This window comes from Streptomyces sp. KLMMK (assembly GCF_036961605.1).
Taxonomy (GTDB): Bacteria; Actinomycetota; Actinomycetes; order Streptomycetales; family Streptomycetaceae; genus Streptomyces; species Streptomyces telluris.
This window is the reverse complement of record NZ_JBAMDC010000110.1, coordinates 1-18,728: the sequence shown is the minus strand read 5'-3', so window position 1 is coordinate 18,728 and position 18,728 is coordinate 1. Positions and strand designations below refer to the sequence as shown.

13 protein-coding genes and 1 pseudogene are annotated in these 18,728 nt (G+C 71.4%); 10 read left to right on the top strand and 4 right to left on the bottom strand.

Features of this window, described 5'->3' with window-relative positions:
* Positions 1-4 precede the first annotated feature (4 nt).
* The 3 genes from V7793_RS17945 (at position 5) to V7793_RS17935 (ending at position 2,555) form a co-directional block, all read left to right on the top strand.
* Complete coding sequence (locus V7793_RS17945; protein WP_336007678.1) at positions 5-565, top strand: ComF family protein; 561 nt, start codon at positions 5-7, stop codon at positions 563-565.
* Positions 566-881: 316 nt separating this feature from the next.
* Positions 882-1,571: a ribosome hibernation-promoting factor, HPF/YfiA family gene (hpf, locus tag V7793_RS17940; protein ID WP_372504872.1), complete on the top strand. Its 690-nt coding sequence runs from the start codon at positions 882-884 to the stop codon at positions 1,569-1,571.
* A gap of 243 nt (positions 1,572-1,814) precedes the next feature.
* Positions 1,815-2,555, top strand: a complete 741-nt coding sequence (locus tag V7793_RS17935; protein WP_058044204.1) for a response regulator — start codon at positions 1,815-1,817, stop codon at positions 2,553-2,555.
* Here the strand turns inward: V7793_RS17935 and V7793_RS17930 are convergent, their stop codons facing one another.
* Positions 2,556-3,740 carry a winged helix-turn-helix domain-containing protein gene (locus tag V7793_RS17930; RefSeq protein ID WP_336007674.1) on the bottom strand — a complete coding sequence of 395 codons (1,185 nt, stop codon included), beginning with the start codon at positions 3,738-3,740 and terminating at the stop codon, positions 2,556-2,558.
* Between the two features lie 47 nt (positions 3,741-3,787).
* Entirely contained in the window at positions 3,788-4,381 is a 594-nt protein-coding gene (locus tag V7793_RS17925; RefSeq protein WP_336007671.1) for a GNAT family N-acetyltransferase, read from the bottom strand.
* A 235-nt stretch (positions 4,382-4,616) separates the two neighbouring features.
* Between V7793_RS17925 and secA the strand changes: the two genes are divergently transcribed.
* Positions 4,617-7,433, top strand: a complete 2,817-nt coding sequence (secA, locus tag V7793_RS17920) for a preprotein translocase subunit SecA (RefSeq protein ID WP_336007669.1) — start codon at positions 4,617-4,619, stop codon at positions 7,431-7,433.
* A gap of 35 nt (positions 7,434-7,468) precedes the next feature.
* On the opposite strand, the pseudogene V7793_RS17915 reads toward secA, so the two are convergent.
* Positions 7,469-7,945, bottom strand: a pseudogene (locus tag V7793_RS17915) (Rv3235 family protein); the annotation flags it as partial.
* Between the two features lie 302 nt (positions 7,946-8,247).
* Here V7793_RS17915 and V7793_RS17910 point away from each other — a divergent pair.
* From V7793_RS17910 to V7793_RS17895, 4 genes are all read left to right on the top strand, one after another.
* The gene (locus tag V7793_RS17910; protein ID WP_168096513.1) at positions 8,248-8,751 is read left to right on the top strand and encodes a DUF6912 family protein; all 504 of its coding nucleotides are present in this window, start codon (positions 8,248-8,250) and stop codon (positions 8,749-8,751) included.
* An 88-nt stretch (positions 8,752-8,839) separates the two neighbouring features.
* Positions 8,840-9,508 carry an HAD family hydrolase gene (locus V7793_RS17905; RefSeq protein WP_336007668.1) on the top strand — a complete coding sequence of 223 codons (669 nt, stop codon included), beginning with the start codon at positions 8,840-8,842 and terminating at the stop codon, positions 9,506-9,508.
* Between the two features lie 326 nt (positions 9,509-9,834).
* A complete protein-coding gene (locus V7793_RS17900) occupies positions 9,835-14,826 on the top strand; it encodes an NAD-glutamate dehydrogenase (RefSeq protein WP_336007666.1) in 4,992 nt (1,663 codons plus the stop codon).
* A 145-nt stretch (positions 14,827-14,971) separates the two neighbouring features.
* Positions 14,972-16,189 (top strand): hypothetical protein, encoded by a 1,218-nt coding sequence (locus tag V7793_RS17895; RefSeq protein WP_336007664.1) that lies wholly within the window; start codon positions 14,972-14,974, stop codon positions 16,187-16,189.
* On the opposite strand, the gene V7793_RS17890 is transcribed toward V7793_RS17895, so the two are convergent.
* Positions 16,117-16,641 (bottom strand): GtrA family protein, encoded by a 525-nt coding sequence (locus V7793_RS17890; RefSeq protein WP_336007662.1) that lies wholly within the window; start codon positions 16,639-16,641, stop codon positions 16,117-16,119. The two genes, V7793_RS17895 and V7793_RS17890, sit on opposite strands and share 73 nt — an antisense overlap.
* Before the next feature lie 129 nt (positions 16,642-16,770).
* Here V7793_RS17890 and V7793_RS17885 point away from each other — a divergent pair, with 129 nt between their 5' ends.
* Positions 16,771-17,850: an NDP-sugar synthase gene (locus V7793_RS17885; protein ID WP_336007658.1), complete on the top strand. Its 1,080-nt coding sequence runs from the start codon at positions 16,771-16,773 to the stop codon at positions 17,848-17,850.
* A 106-nt stretch (positions 17,851-17,956) separates the two neighbouring features.
* Positions 17,957-18,728 (top strand): polyprenol monophosphomannose synthase (locus V7793_RS17880; RefSeq protein WP_336007656.1); only part of this gene is annotated, 772 nt, incomplete at its 3' end.

Genomic DNA, 18,728 nt, shown 5'->3' with positions numbered 1-18,728 from the left:
CCCGGTGCGCTCCACCCTGCTCGCCCACAAGGAGCGCGGGGCGCTGGGGCTGGCGGAGCCGCTGGGGGCTGCCCTGGCGGGTGCGGTGCGCGCTGCGGCCAGTTGTCCGGAGGGTGGCGGGTGGGGCGGGGGAGGGGCCCTGGAGGCCGGTGAAAGGCCCTTGCTGCTCGTTCCCGTCCCCTCGGCCCGCCGTGCCGTCGCCGCTCGCGGTCACGATGCCGGCCGGCGCCTGGCCCTCGCTGCCGCGCGTGCCCTGCGCGCCGCCGGTCTGCCCGCCCGCGCCGCGCCCGTGCTGCGCCAGTGCAGGGTCGTCGCCGACCAGGCCGGGCTGGGCGCCCGGCAGCGCAGGGCGAATGTGGCCGGCGCACTGGGGGTACGTATGGGAGGAGAGGGACTCTTGATGCGCGAGGGGCCGGTGGTGCTGGTAGACGATCTGATGACCACGGGGGCTTCGCTCGCCGAGGCCGCACGTGCCGTCTCCCTCGCGGGTGCGAGCGTGCTGGGCGCCGCCGTCGTGGCCGCGTCCGGAGTTCCCCCGCGCGAGGCCGAAAAGAAGCGGAACTGAAGGGCAACGTCATTCGTTGCTGATGGTAACGGCAAGGAAACACCTGAATGGAGGTACGTCCCGGTAGGGGCTACCGACAGGCGTCCGAGCGAGATATGTTCGGTTGTGAGGAATGGCAGGGGCTATGCCTCGCATTTCCGAATGGCGAGCTTTGCTCGCTTTCACGGAAGCTTGAAGTCGATGGGGTGCAGACCTTGCCGATGGGGGAGGAGGAGGTGAAAACCGCCAAGTCGGTGGCTCCGGGTATCCCCGGAGTCTGATGCAAGAGGGATGCGCTCCGCACCTTCGGCGGGGCGATCCGGGAACGGAGTTCTGCGTGGACATCGTCGTCAAAGGCCGCAAGACCGAGGTGCCCGAGCGCTTTCGCAAGCACGTGGCCGAGAAGCTGAAGCTGGACAAGATCCAGAAGCTCGACGGCAAGGTGATCAGCCTCGACGTCGAGGTGTCCAAGGAGCCCAACCCCAGGCAGGCCGACCGCTCCGACCGGGTGGAGATCACGGTGCGTTCCCGTGGACCGGTGATCCGGGCGGAGGCCGCAGCAACCGACCCGTACGTCGCACTGGACCTGGCCACCAGCAAGCTCGAAGCACGACTGCGCAAGCAGAACGACAAGCGCCACACCCGGCGGGGCAACGGCCGCATCCCCGCGAGCGATGTCGCGGCGACCGTCATCGGCGCCGCGGAGCTCACCGACAGCGGTGAACTCGCCGTCGAGCAGGCGGCGGACGGGGTGCCGGTCACCCGCATGGGATCCCTGGAGATCCGTGGCGAAGGCCCTCTGGTGGTCCGCGAGAAGACCCACTCCGCAGCGCCCATGACCCTCGACCAGGCGCTCTACGAAATGGAGTTGGTCGGGCACGACTTCTACCTGTTCGTCGACTCCGACAGCAAACAACCCAGTGTCGTCTACCGGCGACACGCCTACGACTACGGCGTCATCCACCTCAATGCCGACCCGCTCTTCGAAGGAGAGCCCGGTGGTGCGGGCGGGGAGCTGGGCGGCTGAGCCGGGGGGCTCCGGCCTCCCGCGCCATCTGCCGTAACCGTCGGTCCGGTGCCCTCGGGGCGCGCCCCCCGCGCCCCCGGGGCGCCGGTGTGCGACGACGGAAGCAGCGCCCGGCCCCCCGGCATGAAATCATGACCCGGCGGCCAACCACCGGCGCCGGGGAACCGGTTGGGCGGCGCAGCACGCAGCACAGTGCAACCGCGAGGGGCTCTGGGCCTTCAGGGGTCTTCAGGGGGAGGAACAATGGCGGACAGGTTCGGGCCCGTACTCGAGCCCGGCGAGGACGACGACGAGGCCTGCACGGGCAGGGGCGCGGCGCGCGAGGAGCCCATCCGGGTCCTGGTCGTGGACGACCACGCGCTCTTCCGCCGGGGCCTGGAGATCGTCCTGGCGCAGGAGGAGGACATCCAGGTCGTCGGCGAGGCCGGGGACGGTGCGGAGGCCGTGGACAAGGCGGCGGACCTGCTGCCCGACATCGTGCTGATGGACGTCCGCATGCCCAAGCGCGGCGGCATCGAGGCGTGCACCTCCATCAAGGAGGTGGCCCCCAGCGCGAAAATCATCATGCTGACGATCAGCGATGAGGAAGCCGACCTCTACGACGCCATCAAGGCCGGGGCGACCGGCTATCTCCTCAAGGAGATCTCCACGGACGAAGTGGCGACCGCCATCCGGGCCGTTGCCGACGGGCAGTCGCAGATCAGCCCGTCGATGGCGTCCAAGCTGCTCACCGAGTTCAAGTCGATGATCCAGCGCACGGACGAGCGCCGGCTGGTGCCGGCGCCCCGGCTGACGGACCGCGAGCTGGAGGTCCTCAAGCTCGTCGCCACAGGGATGAACAACCGCGATATCGCGAAGGAGTTGTTCATCTCCGAGAACACCGTCAAGAACCACGTGCGCAACATCCTGGAGAAGCTGCAGCTGCACTCCAGGATGGAGGCGGTGGTGTACGCGATGCGCGAGAAGATCCTGGAGATCCGTTAGCTAATCCAGGGCGGTGATCAGCGCTGCGGCCAGTTTCGCGTCGTCGCAGCGCTCGATCCGGACGGCGTCGCAGCCCACCCACTCCGCCGCCTCCCGCAGCGCCGCGGCCATCGGGGCCACGGCCTTGGGCCCGTCGAGGGAGACCTGGCGGGCCACCAGCGTGGATCCGTCGCGCGCCGGGTCGACGCGCCCGAGCAGCCGGCCACCCGACAGCAGGGGCATCGCGAAATAGCCGTGTATCCGCTTCTCCCTGGGGACGTACGCCTCCAGGCGGTGCGTGAAGCCGAAGATCCGCTCCGTGCGGGGGCGGTCCCAGACCAGCGAGTCGAACGGCGACAGCAGCGTCGTGCGGTGCCGGCCGCGGGGCTGCTCGGCCAGGGCCGCGGGGTCGGCCCACGCCGGCTTCGACCAGCCCGCGACCTCCACCGGCACCAGGCCGGTCCCGTCGATGACGGCGTCCACCTGCTCGCCCTTGAGGCGGTGGTAGTCCGCGAGGTCCGCCCGGGTGGCCACGCCCATCGCGGCACCGGCCTGCGCCACCAGGCGCCGCGTGCACGCGGCGTCGTCCAGGTCGTCGTGGAAGAGGGCGCCGGGCACGGCGCGCTCCGCCAGGTCGTACACGCGCTTCCAGCCGCGCCGGCGGGTGCACACCACCTCGCCGGTGTCCAGCAGCCACTCCACCGCGATCTTCGTCTCGGACCAGTCGTACCACTCGCCGCCGTTCTTGGCGCCGCCCAGCTCCGTGGCCGTCAGCGGGCCGTCGGCCTTGAGCCGGTCGCGGACCGCCGCGCACGAGCGCTCCGCGTCCTCCATGACGTGCCAGCGGTGCCCGCGGGCCTGGAAGGCCCGCCGGCGGAAGGCGAACAGCGGCCACTCCTCGACGGGCAGGATGCACGCGGCGTGCGACCAGTATTCGAAGGCGTGGTCCCCCGACCAGTACGCCTCCTCGACCGCGCCCCGGCCGACCGCGCCCAGCCGGGCGTACGGCACCAGCTCGTGCGAGCGGGCCAGCACCGAGATCGTGTCCAGCTGGACTGCCCCCAGGTGCCGCAGCACGCCGCGCGTGCCCGCCCGCCGGTCCGGCGCGCCCAGCAGGCCCTGGGCGCGCAGCGCCAGCCGGCGCGCGTCATCGGCGGACAGGTGGTGCTCGGGCTTACGGGCCGTGGCGGAGGCGGCAGTTGTCATGGCGGTCACCTTAGGCGGGGGCACTGACAACGGCCGGGGGGAGCCGGTCAGCCGCGCTCGGGAAACGGCAGGTAGGGGGCGGCGGTGGGCAGGCCCAGGTCCGAGGGGAGCAGGGAGCCGATCCACGCGTCGCGCCGCGTGCCCCCGTACACGATCTTCGACCGCATGACGCCCTCCATCCGGAACCCGGCCTTCAGGGCCACCGCGCGCGAGCCCTCGTTGCCCGCCTCCGCGTACCACTCCATGCGCTCGACGCACAGGGTCTCGAAGGCCCAGCGGACCACCGCGCGGGCCGCCTCCGCGGTGTACCCGCGGCCGCGCTGGTCCTTGGCGGTCCAGTAGCCGAGCTCGGCCTGGCGTTCGGGGGAGCGCAGCTGCGCGAGCCGCACCAGGCACATGGAGCCGGCGAGCCGGCCGTCCTCCCGGGTGAAGACCCCCCACGTGTAGATGGTGTCGTCGCGCCAGCCGGCCGGGCAGGTCTCCTCGATGAAGGTCCGGGCGTCCTCGGGCGTGTACGGAGAGGGCACGCTCGTGTACCGGGGGATGTCCGGGTCCTGGCAGGCCGTGTGCACCGCGTCCGCGTCGGCGGGGGCGAAGGGACGCAGCAGCAGACGCTCGGTCGTGAGCTCTATGGGGTCCATGGGCGGAGTGTAAAGACCCTCAGCCCGGCACCTTCGGGATTATTCGCTCGTTCCATATCCGGGTGACACCGCGGGTGACACCCGGCCCGGGTGATGACGGACCTCCCGGCGCAGCGGGGTCCTCGCTTACGATGGCCGTTGCGGCGGGGACTGTCCCGTCGTGCCCGCGTACCCGCCCCCTGCCCACGGCGGGGGAGAACCGGTGCCAGGCCCGACCGGCAAGGAGCTAGCCTACGTGTCCGTCTTCGGCAAGATCATGCGTGCAGGAGAAGGCAAGATCCTGCGCAAGCTGCACCGCATCGCGGACCAGGTCAATTCCATCGAAGAGGACTTCCTCAACCTCTCCGACGCCGAGCTGCGCGCCCTGACCGACGAGTACAAGCAGCGCTACGCCGACGGGGAGAGCCTGGACGACCTGCTCCCCGAGGCCTTCGCGACCGTCCGCGAGGGCGCCAAGCGCGTCCTCGGCCAGCGTCACTACGACGTCCAGCTCATGGGCGGCGCCGCCCTGCACCTGGGCTACGTGGCGGAGATGAAGACCGGTGAGGGCAAGACCCTGGTCGGCACGCTGCCCGCGTACCTGAACGCCCTGTCGGGCAAGGGCGTCCACCTGATCACGGTCAACGACTACCTGGCCGAGCGCGACTCCGAGCTGATGGGCCGGGTGCACAAGTTCCTCGGCCTGTCGGTCGGCTGCATCCTGGCGAACATGACGCCGGCGCAGCGCCGCGAGCAGTACGGCTGCGACATCACGTACGGCACGAACAACGAGTTCGGCTTCGACTACCTGCGCGACAACATGGCGTGGTCGCAGGAGGAGCTGGTCCAGCGCGGGCACAACTTCGCCGTGGTCGACGAGGTCGACTCGATCCTGGTCGACGAGGCCCGTACGCCGCTGATCATCTCCGGCCCGGCCGACCAGGCCACCAAGTGGTACGGCGACTTCGCCAAGCTGGTCACCCGCCTGAAGAAGGGCGAGCCGGCCAACCCGCAGAAGGGCGTCGAGGAGACCGGCGACTACGAGGTCGACGAGAAGAAGCGCACGGTCGCCATCCACGAGGCCGGCGTCGCCAAGGTCGAGGACTGGCTGGGCATCGACAACCTCTACGAGTCGGTCAACACCCCGCTGGTGGGCTACCTCAACAACGCCATCAAGGCGAAGGAGCTCTTCAAGCGGGACAAGGACTACGTCGTCATGGACGGCGAAGTCATGATCGTCGACGAGCACACCGGCCGTATCCTCGCGGGCCGCCGCTACAACGAGGGCATGCACCAGGCCATCGAGGCGAAGGAAGGGGTGGAGATCAAGGACGAGAACCAGACCCTCGCCACGATCACCCTTCAGAACTTCTTCCGCCTCTACAGCAAGCTGTCCGGCATGACCGGTACGGCCATGACCGAGGCCGCCGAGTTCCACCAGATCTACAAGCTCGGCGTGGTGCCGATCCCGACCAACCGGCCGATGGTCCGTATGGACCAGTCCGACCTCATCTACCGCACCGAGGTCGCCAAGTTCGACGCCGTGGTGAAGGACATCGCCGAGAAGCACGACAAGGGGCAGCCGATCCTGGTCGGCACCACTTCCGTGGAGAAGTCGGAGTACCTGTCCCAGCAGCTCTCCAAGCGCGGCATCCAGCACGAGGTGCTCAACGCCAAGCACCACGAGCGCGAGGCCTCGATCGTCGCGCAGGCCGGCCGCAAGGGCGCCGTCACCGTCGCCACGAACATGGCCGGCCGCGGCACCGACATCAAGCTCGGCGGCAACCCGGACGACCTCGCCGAGGCGGAGCTGCGCCAGAGGGGCCTCGACCCGGTGGAGCACGTCGAGGAGTGGGCGGCCGCGCTGCCCGGCGCCCTGGAGCGGGCCGAGGCCGCGGTCAAGACCGAGTTCGAGGAGGTCAAGGAGCTCGGCGGCCTCTACGTGCTCGGCACGGAGCGCCACGAGTCGCGCCGCATCGACAATCAGCTGCGCGGTCGTTCCGGCCGTCAGGGCGACCCGGGCGAGTCGCGCTTCTACCTGTCGCTGGGCGACGACCTGATGCGCCTGTTCAAGGCCCAGATGGTCGAGCGCGTGATGGCCATGGCCAACGTGCCCGACGACGTGCCGATCGAGAACAAGATGGTCACCCGGGCCATCGCCTCCGCGCAGTCCCAGGTCGAGCAGCAGAACTTCGAGACGCGCAAGAACGTCCTGAAGTACGACGAGGTGCTCAACCGCCAGCGTGAGGTCATCTACGGCGAGCGCCGCCGCGTCCTGGAGGGCGAGGACCTGCAGGAGCAGATCCAGCACTTCATGGACGACACCATCGACGACTACATCCGCCAGGAGACCGTCGAGGGCTTCGCCGAGGAGTGGGACCTGGAGCGCCTGTGGGGCGCCTTCAAGCAGCTCTACCCGGTGAAGGTGACCATCGAGGAGCTGGAGGAGGCGGCGGGCGACCGCGCGGGTATCACGGCCGAGTTCATCGCCGAGTCCATCAAGGACGACATCAACGAGCAGTACGCGGCGCGCGAGGAGCAGCTGGGCTCCGACATCATGCGCGAGCTGGAGCGCCGCGTGGTGCTCTCGGTGCTGGACCGCAAGTGGCGTGAGCACCTCTACGAGATGGACTACCTCCAGGAGGGCATCGGCCTGCGGGCCATGGCCCAGAAGGACCCGCTGGTGGAGTACCAGCGCGAGGGCTTCGACATGTTCCAGGCCATGATGGAGGGCATCAAGGAGGAGTCCGTCGGCTACCTGTTCAACCTGGAGGTCCAGGTCGACCAGCAGCTGGAGGAGGTCCCGGTCGAGGAGGCCGCGCCGTCCCTGGACAAGGTCCAGGACACCATCCCCGCGGCCCGTCCCGAGATCCGTGCGAAGGGTCTCGCGCAGCCGCAGCGGCCGGACCGGCTGCACTTCTCGGCCCCGACGGTCGACGGTGCGGGCGGCACGATCGAGACCGACTACGCCAGTGACGACACGGGCGAGTTCCGTTCGGCGGCGGACGGCATGACCCGTGCCGAGCGCCGCAAGGCGCAGAAGAACAGCGGCGGCCGTCGTCGCAAGAAGTGACCCCGGCGGTTCGTCGGGCGTGAGCCTTCGGGCATGAGGCGGGTGCCGCCGAGCTCCACGGCCGAGCACCGCCAGCGCTGGTCGGTGCAGCGCTCCAGGCGGAAGGCGAGCGCGAGCAGCCGGTCCCCGCAGGTGATCCGGGCGAAGGCCTCGATGACGCCCGGGGAGGGCCGGAACTCGTCGCAGTGCCTGACGGCGGGGGTGCGGCCCGGCGGGGCGGGCAGCAGCGGCGCGTGCGGCGCCAGGGCGGCCAGCTGGTCGTACGCGGCGCCCAGGGTGTGGCCGAGCATCCAGTGGACGGGGCGCTGGCCGCTGAGGGTGAGCAGGAGCCGCTCGGCGAACCAGTAGCGCGGCAGGCGCTCGCGTTCGCGGCGGCGCGCGGCGGGGTCCGGGGCCGGGCGGCGGGAGTCGGTGCGCCGCGCGGGCGCGGTCCGGGCGGCGGGCCTGCCGGTGCGGCCGGTCGTCCTGCCGGTGGTCCTGCCGCCGGTGGTCCTGTTGATGCCGGTCCTCATGCTGGCCGCCCCCTCGCGGTGCCGGGCCCGGCGGGATTACCGGGCGGTAGCTTCCGTCGGGTGATCTTCTATCGGGGGTGACGGAGGGCGGCAAGGACGGAGCCGGGGCCGGAGCCACCCGTGGGTTTTTCACCTATTCGGGGGACCCGGGGGCGGCACGGGGCGGCCGGGTGCTCCGCGGCGCGACACGGGGTGCCGCGGAGCCGCCCGCAAGCGGCTCACCTGCACTTCGAAGGGGGACGCGCGCCCGTATGCTGACCTCACAACCGAAACGTCCCCAGGATCGAAGGAAAGCGGCGGTCATGCGCGTCTACGTCCCCTTGACCCTCCCCGGTCTCGCCGAGGCGCACAAGGCGGGAGTGCTGGGCCCGGCTCCGCTGGACGCCTTCGCCATCACCCCGGCCCTGCGCGAGTGGTACCGCTCCGACGACGTCGAGGAGCTGGAGTACGCGGCCCTGGGGCGTGCGGCCCAGGGCTCCCTGCGCCTGCTCGCCGCCGACCCGGAGGCGCCCCGCCGCCGCGTGGTCGTCGCGGTCGACGTGCCCGAGGGCGCCGTGGCCACCGACCCCGAGCGCGGGCTGGACCAGTCCGCGTACGGCGAGGTGCGGCTCTCGGAGGCGGTGCCGCTGGCGAAGGCCGCGGCCGTGCACGTCGACTCCGGCGACGCGGAGGAGGACGTCGCGGCGGCTGCCGCGGCGCTGGGCGCCGCCGACCGCGGTGACGACGACGCGCAGTTCACGGTCGACGGGGCCGAGGACCACGAGCTGATGTGGTTCGGCGTGCAGGAGATCCCCAACCTGATCTAGGGCCGGCCCCGGCCCCGGGCCGACTCCGATCCAGGGCCGGCCGCGGTCCCGGGGCGGCGTTGTCACAGCCGAGCCGTACAGTTTCCGCATGGGGAAGCACGCGGCCCACATCGTGTGGGACTGGAACGGCACGCTCTTTCACGACGTCGACGCGGTGATAACGGCGACCAACGCCGCCTTCGCGGAGATCGGACTGGAGCCGATCACGCTGGAGCGCTACCGCGCGCTGTACTGCGTCCCCATCCCGCGCTTCTACGAGCGGCTGATGGGCCGCCTCCCCACCGCCGCCGAGTGGGAGCACATGGACGGGGCCTTCCAGCGGCACTACCACGACCACCACCTGCGCTGCGGCCTCGCCGAGGGTGCCGAGAAGCTGCTGGAGCACTGGCAGGAGACCGGCGGCACCCAGTCGATCATGTCGATGTACGGGCACGAGAACTTGATGCCGCTCGTGCGCACGTTCGGCATCGAGCGGAGGTTCGTCCGGGTGGACGGGCGGACGGGCCCCTCCGGCGGCAGCAAGGCCGAGCACATGGCCCGCCACGTCGCGGGCCTCGCGGCCGAGGGCATACCCGCGGTGCGCACGGTCGTCATCGGCGACGCCCTCGACGACGCGGTGGCGGCGGCCCACGTGGGTGCGCACGCGGTGCTGTACACGGGCGGCTCGCACGACCGGGCCGGGCTCACCGGGGCCGGGGTGCCCGTCGTGGACACGCTGGTGGAGGCCGTCGCGGAGGCGGAGCGGCTGACCCGCTGAACGCGCTGTCCATATCGTCAAAGATGGGCCCCGGGTTTTGTACACAAACCGCTCGTGACGCCTCCCGGGGGAAGAGCGATAGCCTTACGGGGTGATCAGCGCGATATCCAGCGGGGGCGACGGCGCCCCTGTCCTGCGCCCGGAGTGCCACGGCACCCGGGAGGCCGCTGGTCGCCCGAGCGGAGCGCATGTGGCCGAATCGGCCCGGACCGCTCCGGTCATCCCTCATTCCGGCATACCGTCGAAGACGACCGGAGACCCCGCGTCGCGGCGTGATGCCTTCACCACCTATGTCACGCAACGGCGCGCGACAGGAGCCAGAGGACATGCAGACCAAGCTGGACGAAGCCAAGGCAGAGCTGCTCGAGAGGGCGGCCCGCGTCGCTGAGAACAGCCCTGCCGGGGGGCCACAACCGACCGGGCCGAAGGGCGAGACGGGACTCGACCGGGAGACCCTGACCGCGTACCTCCAGCGCTACTACCTGCACACGGCGCCGGAGGACCTCACGGGCCGTGACCCGGTCGACGTCTACGGCGCCGCGGTCTCGCACTACCGCCTCGCCGAGAACCGCCCGCAGGGCACGGCCAACGTCCGGGTGCACACCCCGACCGTCGAGGAGAACGGCTGGACCTGCAGCCACTCCGTCGTCGAGGTCGTCACCGACGACATGCCCTTCCTGGTCGACTCGGTCACCAACGAGCTCTCCCGCCAGGGCCGCGGCATCCACGTCGTGATCCACCCGCAGGTCATCGTGCGCCGTGACGTCACCGGCCGCCTGCTCGAGGTCCTCGGCTCCAACTGCGAAGCCCACGGCAGCGGCAAGGACGCCGTCCTGCCGCACGACGCGCTCACCGAGTCCTGGATCCACGTCGAGATCGACCGCGAGACCGACCGCGGCGACCTCAAGCAGATCACCGCCGACCTGCTGCGCGTCCTGTCCGACGTCCGCGAGGCCGTCGAGGACTGGTCCAAGATGCGCGACGCCGCCCTGCGCATCGCCGACGGCCTCCCCAAGGAGCCCCTCCCCGGCGACGTCGCCCCGTCGGACACCACCGAGGCCGGCGAGCTGCTGCGCTGGCTGGCCGCGGACCACTTCACCTTCCTCGGCTACCGCGAGTACGAGCTGACGAAGGTCGCCACCGAAGGCGGCGAGGAGGACATGCTCAGCGCCGTCCCCGGCACCGGCCTCGGCATCCTGCGCTCCGATCCCCACCACGACGAGCAGCAGCGCGCGGGCGGCCCGCACTCGCACCTGCCCCGCCCGTCGTCCCCCTCGTTCAACCGGCTGCCCGCCGACGCCCGCGCCAAGGCCCGCGAGCACAAGCTGCTCGTCCTGACCAAGGCCAACAGCCGTGCCACGGTCCACCGCCCCTCCTACCTCGACTACGTCGGGGTGAAGAAGTTCGACGCCGACGGCAACGTGACCGGCGAGCGCCGCTTCCTCGGCCTGTTCTCCTCCGCCGCGTACACCGAGTCCGTGCGCCGCGTGCCCGTCGTCCGCCGCAAGGTCCAGCAGGTCCTCGCCGACGCCGGCTTCACGCCCGACAGCCACGACGGCCGCGACCTCCTCCAGATCCTGGAGACCTACCCGCGCGACGAGCTCTTCCAGATCGCCGCCGAGCAGCTGCGCTCCATCGCCACCAGCGTGCTCTACCTCCAGGAGCGCCGCCGGCTGCGGCTGTACCTGCGCCAGGAGGAGTACGGGCGCTACTACTCGGCGCTGGTCTACCTCCCGCGCGACCGCTACACCACCGGTGTGCGGCTGCGCCTGATCGACATCCTCAAGGAGGAGCTCGGCGGCTCCAGCGTCGACTTCACCGCCTGGAACACCGAGTCGGTCCTCTCCCGGCTGCACTTCGTCGTCCGCGTCGAGCCGGGCGCGACCCTGCGCGAGCTCACCGACGCCGACGCCGACCGCATCGAGGCCCGCCTGGTCGAGGCCGCCCGCTCCTGGGCGGACGGCTTCGCCGAGACGCTGACCGCCGAGGCCGGCGAGGAGCGCGCCGCCGAGCTGCTGCGCCGCTACGGCCAGGCCTTCCCCGAGGGCTACAAGGCCGACCACAGCCCCCGCAGCGCCGTCTCCGACCTCGGTCACCTGGAGAAGCTCACCGTCGCCGGCGGCGACCGCGACTTCGAGCTCAGCCTGTACGAGCCGGTCGGCGCGGCCCCCGGCGAGCGCCGCTTCAAGATCTACCGCACGGGCGAGCCGGTCTCGCTGTCCGCCGTGCTGCCGGTGCTCCACCGCCTCGGCGTCGAGGTCGTCGACGAGCGCCCGTACGAGCTGCGCTGCTCGGACCGCACCACCGCCTGGATCTACGACTTCGGTCTGCGGATGCCCGAGCGGATCGAGGGCGACGACGCCCGCATCCGCTTCCAGGAGGCCTTCGCGGCCGTGTGGACCGGTGCCGCGGAGAACGACAACTTCAACAACCTCGTCCTGCGCGCCGGCCTGGACTGGCGGCAGGCCATGGTGCTGCGGGCCTACGCCAAGTACCTCCGGCAGGCCGCCTGGCCGTTCAGCCAGGCGTACATGGAGGACACCCTCAGCAACAACGTCCACACCACCCGCCTGCTGGTCAACCTCTTCGAGGCCCGGATGTCGCCCGCGCTCCAGCGCGCCGGCAACGAGCTCATCGACGGCCTGCTGGAGGAGCTGGACGGCGCCCTGGACCAGGTCGCCAGCCTGGACGAGGACCGCATCCTGCGGGCCTTCCTCACGGTCATCAAGGCCACGCTGCGCACCAACCACTTCCAGCGCAACGCCGACGGCACGCCGCGCCCGTACCTGTCCCTCAAGCTCGACCCGCAGGCCATCCCCGAGCTGCCGGCGCCCCGCCCGGCGTTCGAGATCTGGGTGTACTCGCCGCGGGTGGAGGGCGTGCACCTGCGCTTCGGCAAGGTCGCGCGCGGCGGTCTGCGCTGGTCCGACCGGCGCGAGGACTTCCGCACCGAGATCCTCGGCCTGGTCAAGGCCCAGATGGTGAAGAACACCGTCATCGTGCCGGTGGGCGCCAAGGGCGGCTTCGTCGGCAAGCGCCTGCCCGACCCGTCGGTGGACCGCGACGCGTGGCTGGCCGAGGGCATCGCCTCGTACAAGACGTTCATCTCCGGCCTCCTCGACATCACCGACAACATGGTCGGCGGCGAGGTCGTGCCCCCGAAGGACGTCGTCCGCCACGACGAGGACGACACCTACCTCGTCGTCGCCGCCGACAAGGGCACCGCGACGTTCTCCGACATCGCCAACGAGGTCGCCCAGTCCTACGGCTTCTGGCTCGGCGACGCCTTCGCCTCCGGCGGCTCGGCCGGCTACGACCACAAGGGCATGGGCATCACCGCCCGCGGCGCCTGGGAGTCGGTCAAGCGCCACTTCCGCGAGCTGGGCCACAACACCCAGACGCAGGACTTCACGGTCGTCGGCGTCGGCGACATGTCCGGTGACGTCTTCGGCAACGGCATGCTGCTCTCCGAGCACATCCGCCTGGTGGCCGCCTTCGACCACCGCCACATCTTCATCGACCCGACCCCGGACGCGGGCGTCTCCTACGCCGAGCGGCGCCGCCTGTTCGAGCTGCCCCGCTCGTCCTGGGCCGACTACAACACCGAGCTGCTCTCGCAGGGCGGCGGCATCCACCCCCGTACCGCCAAGTCGATCCCGGTCAACGCCCACGTGCGGCAGGCCCTCGGCATCGAGCAGGGCGTCACCAAGATGACCCCTGCCGAGCTGATGAAGGCCATCCTGCGCGCCCAGGTCGACCTGCTGTGGAACGGCGGCATCGGCACGTACGTCAAGGCCTCGGCCGAGTCCCACGCGGACGTCGGCGACAAGGCCAACGACGCCATCCGCGTCGACGGCCAGGACCTGCGCGTCAAGGTCGTCGGCGAGGGCGGCAACCTGGGCCTGACCCAGCTCGGCCGGATCGAGTTCGCCGTGGGCGGCGGCCGGATCAACACCGACGCCATCGACAACAGCGCCGGCGTGGACACCTCCGACCACGAGGTGAACATCAAGATCCTGCTCAACGCGCTCGTGATCGACGGCGACATGACCGTCAAGCAGCGCAACAAGCTCCTCGCCGAGATGACCGACGAGGTCGGCGAGCTGGTCCTGCGCAACAACTACGCGCAGAACGTGGCCCTGGCCAACGCCGTGGAACAGGCCCCCAGCCTGCTCCACGCCCACCAGCGGATCATGCGCCGCCTCGGCCGGGACGGCCACCTGGACCGGGCCCTGGAGTTCCTGCCCAACGACCGGCTGATCCGCGAGCGGCTCTCCGCGGGCCGCGGGCTGACCCAGCCGGAGCTGGCCGTCCTCCTCGCCTACATCAAGATCACCACGGCCGAGGAGCTGCTCGGCACCGGGCTGCCGGACGACCCGTACCTGGAGCGGCTGCTGCACGCCTACTTCCCGCAGGCGCTGCGCACCGGCTTCGCCGAGCAGGTCGACGCCCACGCCCTGCGCCGGGAGATCATCACCACCGTCCTGGTCAACGACACCGTCAACAGCGGCGGCTCGACCTTCCTGCACCGTCTGCGGGAGGAGACCGGGGCCTCGCTGGAGGAGATCGTCCGGGCGCAGGCCGCGGCTCGCGCGATCTTCGAGCTGGGTTCCGTGTGGGACGCCGTCGAGGGCCTGGACAACGTGGTCGCGGCCGACGTGCAGACCCGTATCCGGCTGCACTCGCGGCGCCTGGTCGAGCGCGGCACCCGCTGGCTGCTCAACAACCGGCCGCAGCCGCTGGAGCTGGCCGGGACGATCGAGTTCTTCCACGACGGCGTCGCCAAGGTCTGGGCCGAGCTGCCCAAGCTGCTCAAGGGCGCCGACATGGAGTGGTGGCAGTCCATCCGTGACGAGCTGGTGGACGCCGGGGTGCCGGACGAGCTGGCCGTGCGCGTGGCGGGCTTCTCCTCCGTCTTCCCGGCCCTGGACGTCGTCGCGGTCGCCGACCGCGCCGGCAAGGAGCCGCTGGACGTGGCCGAGGTCTACTACGACCTCGGGGACCGGCTGCACATCACCCAGCTGATGGACCGGATCATCGAGCTGCCGCGCGCGGACCGCTGGCAGTCCATGGCCCGTGCCTCCATCCGCGAGGACCTGTACGCGGCCCACGCCGCGCTGACGGCCGACATCCTCTCGGTGGGCAACGGCTCCTCGACGCCGGAGCAGCGCTTCCAGGCCTGGGAGGAGAAGAACGCGGCGATCCTCAGCCGGGCGCGCACCACGCTCGACGAGATCCACGGCTCGGACGCGTTCGACCTGGCCAACCTGTCGGTGGCCATGCGGACGATGCGCACCCTGCTGCGGACGCACACCTGAGCCGCCTGCCGGAGCGTGCGCCCGGGCAGTCCGCCCGTGCCGTGCGCCGCGTGGAATTGACGCACGGCTGACGCCGGAGTGAACAAAGGACGGCCCTGGGGACAAAACCCCCGGGGTCGTCCTTTTGCCGTGCTAAGAGGGACGGATGAAGGCCGTTTCCCGGTTGACGTCCGGGCCCTCCTCCGCAGCCCGGTCCGTCGGCGCGCGCCCTGCCGCCCCGCCCTCGCCGCCCGCGCCCCCGCGCCACGGGACGGCCCGCGCGGTGGCCCTCTACCTGGTGGTGTCGGGGGTCGGCTTCGCGGTGCTCCTGCTGGTGAGCCGCCATCTCGGGCGGGGTCCGGAAGTGCTGCTGCACCGGTGGGACAGCGGCAATTACCTGCACATCGCCAAGCGCGGCTATCCGGGGGCGATCCCCTACGGTCCGGACGGGGAACCGAAGTTCAGCAGGCTGGCGTTCTTCCCACTGGTGCCCGGGCTGATCCGGTCGGTGCGGCTGGTGACGGGGCTGTCCCTTGCGTGGTCGGGGGTGGTGGTGTCGTGGACGGGCGCCGCGGTGGCTGCCGCGGGGGTGTTCCGGCTGGTGCGCGCCGTCGGCGGCCGGCCGGGCGCCGGGTACGCGTGCGTGGCGCTGTGGGCCTGCTCGCCGTACGCGTTCGCGCTGTGGGTGCCGTACTCGGAGGGCGTGTTCAGCGCGGCCCTGATCTGGGCGCTGGTGGCCATACTGGCGCGGCGCTGGCTGACGGCGGCCGCACTGTGCGTCGTGGCGGGGACGGTGCGGCCGAGCGCCACGGTGCTGGTCGGCACGGTCGTGCTGGCCGCCGGGTGGGAGCTGGTGCGGCGCCGGGGCGGCTGGCAGGCCTGGGTCGCGCTGCTGACGGCGCCCCTGGGGCTGCTGGGGAGCTGGCTGTACCTGGGGAGCAAGGTGGGCCGGGTGGACGGCTGGTTCGAGGCCGAGCGCGCGTGGGGCCAGTCCTTCGACTTCGGCGCGGGCACCGTGCAGGTGCTGAAGGGGATGCTGCTCTACCGGCACGCGGGCCGGATAGGCGACCTGCGGTCGGCCGCGGTGATCGCGGTGGTGGTGCTGGGGGCGATCGGGGTGCTGGCGCTGGCGCGGGACCGGAAGGTGCCGTGGCAGCTGGTCGTGGCGGTCGCGGGGGCGTGGGTGCTGATGGTGGGAACGCCGGGTTCGCCGTTGTCCAAGCCGCGCTTCATGCTGCCGTTCCTGCCGGTTCTGCTGCTGTTGGCGGCCAGGCCGCTCGCCCGTGCTCCGCTTGGGGTGCGGGTGTGTCTCTACGGTGGGGGTGCGGTGGTCTCGGGGTGGTACGCGGCGGGGTTGCTGGTGCTGTTCGAGGGGTCGCCGTGAGAGGCGGGGTCGCCCGGCGCCAGGGCCCTGAACACCCAGGCGCGGTAGGACCAGAAGCGGAAGAGCGTGGCGGCGCCGATGCCCAGGAACTTGAAGAGGTTGTTCTGGAACGGGGTGTCCCAGCCGAAGGAGTACGTGGCGACGTAGAGCACCCCGTTCTCGATGACCAGCCCGATGGCGCTGAAGGCGGCGAAGAGGGCGATCTGGCGGCTGCGCCGGCTCCGGTCGCGGTCGCGGTAGGCGAAGTGACGCAGGCCCAGGTAGTTGAAGGCGATGGCGACCAGGGTCGCGACCACGCTGCAGCGCACGACCGGGAGGCCGGTGACCGTACGGCAGAGGTTGAAGACCGCGAGGTTGACGACGATGCCGAGGCCGCCGACGACGCCGAACTTGGCGAATTCCCGGCCGAGGGCCGCGAGCCCCGACGTCGCCGCTGGTCGCAAGGGTCGCAAGGGCCTCTCCCAATACGGTCGTCCCGGTATGGCCGCCACGCAAAGCAGACATTTGCCGCAGAGAACTGATTGTAGTGTAAATTGCCGCAAAAACTGACACAGTGCGAAGACGACGGCGAGGACAGTGGCATGACAGAGGCGGTACTGCTCGTCGGCGGCAAGGGGACCCGGCTCCGGCCGCTCACCCTCAACACGCCGAAGCCGATGGTCCCGGCCGCCGGAGTGCCCTTCATCGCCCACCAGCTGGCCCGCGCCCGGGCCGCCGGCGTCGGGCACGTCGTCCTCGCCACCTCCTACCTCGCCGAGGTCTTCGAGCCCTACTTCGGCGACGGGTCCGCCCACGGCCTGCGCCTGACGTACGTCACCGAGAAGGAACCGCTCGGCACCGGCGGCGCCATCCGCAGCGCGGCGGAGGCCCTCGTCACCGGCCCGCGCGGTCCCGTCCTCGTCTTCAACGGCGACATCCTCACCGGACTGGACATCAGGGGCCTGCTGCGCCGCCACGAGCGGGCTCAGGCCGACGTCACCCTGCACCTGACCAGGGTGGCCGATCCCAGGGCCTTCGGGCTCGTCCCCACCGACGCCGACGGGCGCGTCCTGGCCTTCACGGAGAAGCCCGGCCGCCCCGAGGAGATCGTCACCGATCAGATCAACGCCGGCGCCTACGTCTTCCGCCGCGACGTCATCGACACCATCCCCGCCGGTCGCCCGGTCTCCGTCGAGCGCGAGACCTTCCCCGGCCTGCTGGCCTCCGGCGCGCTGCTGCACGGCGTGGTCGACGCCTCCTACTGGCTGGACCTCGGCCGCCCCGCCTCCTTCGTCCAGGCGTCGGCCGACCTCGTCCGCGGGGTCGTCCGCTCGCCCGCCGTCCCCGGCGAACCGGGCGAACACCTGGTGCTGCCCGGCGCCCGCGTCGAGGAAGGGGCCCGCCTGTCCGGCGGGACCGTCATCGGCGCCGGAGCGCACGTCGAGGCCGGCGCGGACGTCGAGGGGTCCGTCGTGCTGGACGGCGCGCGCATCGCGGCGGGCGCCCGGATCCGCGCCAGCATGATCGGCCGGGACGCCCGGGTCGGCCCGCGCACCGCCCTCGACGGCGTGGTGATCGGCGACCGCGCGGAGGTCGGCGCCGACAACGAACTGTGCGACGGCGCCCGCGTCTGGTGCGGCACGGTCATTCCCGACGCGGCCATCCGCTTCTCCGCCGCCTGACGCCGGTCCGGCCCCGGCGCCCTCAGGCTCCTCGAAGTCCCCTACGTCTCCGACGCCCTCCGTCCCCCGCAGTCTCCCTGCCGACGAACCCACGAGGACCGAGCCCATGAGCGCACCACACACCCCCGCCGCGGCGCCCCCGCTGCCCGCCGAGTGGGGCGGCACCGCGACGACCGTCGTCATGCCCACGTACAACGAGGCGGCGAACCTGGCCACCATGGCGGAGGCGCTCATGGCCCTGCCGCTGGAGGGCCTGAGGCTGCTGGTCGTCGACGACAACAGCCCCGACGGCACCGGCGCCATCGCCGAACAGCTGGCCGAGAAGTACAACGAACCCGGCCGGAGCCGGGTGGGCGTCCTGCACCGCACCACCAAGGACGGGCTCGGCCGCGCCTACGCCGCCGGCATGGCCCGGGCCGTCGCCGAAGGAGCCTCCTACGTCCTGCAGATGGACGCCGACGGCAGCCACCCCGCGGAGAAGATCCCCGAGCTGCTCGGGGTCGCCCTCGCCACCGGTGCGGACGTCGTCGTCGGCAGCCGCTACGTGCCCGGCGGCTCCCTCTCCGACGCGTGGGGCGCCCACAGAAAGGCCCTCTCCCGCTGGGCCAACGCCTACGCCAGCACGATCCTGGGCACCCGCGTGCGGGACATCACCGGAGGCTTCAACCTCTGGTCCGCCGCCGCCCTGGACGCCATCGACCTGGAGACCGTCGACAGCGCCGGCTACAGCTTCCAGGTGGAGATGAAGTACCGCGCGCTCAAGGCCGGGTACACGGTCATGGAGGTGCCCATCCACTTCGAGGACCGCACCGCCGGCGAGTCGAAGATGAACCTGGCCGTCCAGCTCGAATCGGTGGTCATGCCGTGGCGGCTGCGCA

Bases quoted from the DNA above. Each gene is read 5' to 3' on its own strand.
- V7793_RS17885 (WP_336007658.1), top strand. From the start codon at position 16,771: ATGACAGAGGCGGTACTGCTCGTCGGCGGCAAGGGGACCCGGCTCCGG.
- V7793_RS17905 (WP_336007668.1), top strand. From the start codon at position 8,840: ATGGGGAAGCACGCGGCCCACATCGTGTGGGACTGGAACGGCACGCTC.
- V7793_RS17930 (WP_336007674.1), bottom strand. From the start codon at position 3,740: ATGACAACTGCCGCCTCCGCCACGGCCCGTAAGCCCGAGCACCACCTG.
- V7793_RS17935 (WP_058044204.1), top strand. From the start codon at position 1,815: ATGGCGGACAGGTTCGGGCCCGTACTCGAGCCCGGCGAGGACGACGAC.
- V7793_RS17925 (WP_336007671.1), bottom strand. From the start codon at position 4,381: ATGGACCCCATAGAGCTCACGACCGAGCGTCTGCTGCTGCGTCCCTTC.
- V7793_RS17895 (WP_336007664.1), top strand. From the start codon at position 14,972: ATGAAGGCCGTTTCCCGGTTGACGTCCGGGCCCTCCTCCGCAGCCCGG.
- V7793_RS17900 (WP_336007666.1), top strand. From the start codon at position 9,835: ATGCAGACCAAGCTGGACGAAGCCAAGGCAGAGCTGCTCGAGAGGGCG.
- V7793_RS17910 (WP_168096513.1), top strand. From the start codon at position 8,248: ATGCGCGTCTACGTCCCCTTGACCCTCCCCGGTCTCGCCGAGGCGCAC.